At 70.9% G+C, this 1,383-nt stretch carries 1 protein-coding gene; it reads left to right on the plus strand.

Translation table 11 applies throughout. The annotated features are described in order from the left end of the window. On the plus strand, positions 1 to 1,383 hold a 1,383-nt coding region (locus VI08_RS20455), incomplete at both ends, for a hybrid sensor histidine kinase/response regulator (protein ID WP_045831493.1).

Here is a 1,383-nt window from a genome sequence, read left to right on the forward strand (position 1 = left end):
ATCAACGACATCCTCGACCTGTCGCGCATCGAGGCGGGCCACGTAGAGATCGTGGCCGAGCCCATGTCGGTGGAAGGCGTGCTGGCCCGGGTGCGCGAGACGTTCGAGCCGCTGACGAGCGAGAAGGGCTTGTCGCTGCGCATCGAGATGGCGCCGGGCGCGCCCGCGCGGCTGGTCGGCGATGAACAGCGGTTGCGCCAGGTGGTGAAGAACCTCGTGGCCAATGCCGTGAAGTTCACCAGCCAGGGCGAGGTGGCGCTGCGTGTCGAAGCGGCGGCGGCCGGGCGCGTGCGCTTCACCGTTTCCGACACGGGCATCGGCATCGACCCGGCCCAGCAGCAGGTGATTTTCGAGGCGTTCCGCCAGGCCGATGGCAGCACCAACCGCAAGTTCGGCGGCACCGGCCTTGGCCTATCCATCTCGCGCGACCTCGCGCGCCGCATGGGCGGCGATATCACGGTGGCCAGCGAGGCGGGGCGCGGCAGCAGCTTCACGCTGGAGCTGCCCACCGATGGCAGCGCATTCGCCAGCGAGACCGCGCCGGCGGCTACTGCCACGCCGGCACAGGCGTCGCCCGTGCCGCGTACGCCCGCGCCTGCCGCCATGCCGGCCATCCAGGCCGCCGCGGCCACCTCGGCCGTCCCCGACGACCGCGCCTCACGCCAGCGCCCGGGCCGTCTCATCCTCGTGGTGGAAGACGAGGCCGCGTTCGCCCACGCGCTGGTCGACCTGGCCCACGAGCTCGACTTCGATTGCATCGTGGCCGGTACGGCCGACGAGGCCCTGGCGCTGGCGGCGTTGCACCACCCCAGCGGCGTGCTGCTCGATATCGGCCTGCCGGATGTCTCCGGCCTGAGCGTGCTCGAGCGCCTGAAGCGCGACCCCGCCACGCGCCATATCCCGGTGCACGTGGTCTCCGCGCAGGAGCATTCCCAGGTCGCCATGGAACTCGGCGCCGTGGGCCACCTGCTGAAGCCGGCCACCCGCGAGCACCTCGTCGACGCCATCGCCCAGCTCGAAGACCGCCACCAGCGCACCATGCGCCGGCTGCTCATCGTGGAGGATGACGCCGAGCTGCGCGCGAACCTCACGCTGCTGCTGGCCCGCGACCAGCTCGAGATCGTGGCCGTGGGCAGCATCCGCGAGGCCCTCGACCAGTTGGGCAGTGCCACCTTCGACTGCCTGGTGATGGATCTGGTGCTGCCCGACGGCAGCGGCTATGACCTCCTCGAGCACATGGCGCGCAGCGAGGCCTTCGCGTTCCCGCCGGTCATCGTGTACACCGGCCGCTCGCTCACCCGCGAGGAGGAGCAGCGCCTGCGCCGCTATTCCAAGAGCATCATCATCAAGGGCGCACGCTCGCCCGAGCGCCTGCTCGACGAA

This window comes from Luteibacter yeojuensis (genome assembly GCF_000964085.1).
In the GTDB taxonomy this organism is placed as follows: Bacteria; Pseudomonadota; Gammaproteobacteria; order Xanthomonadales; family Rhodanobacteraceae; genus Luteibacter; species Luteibacter yeojuensis_A.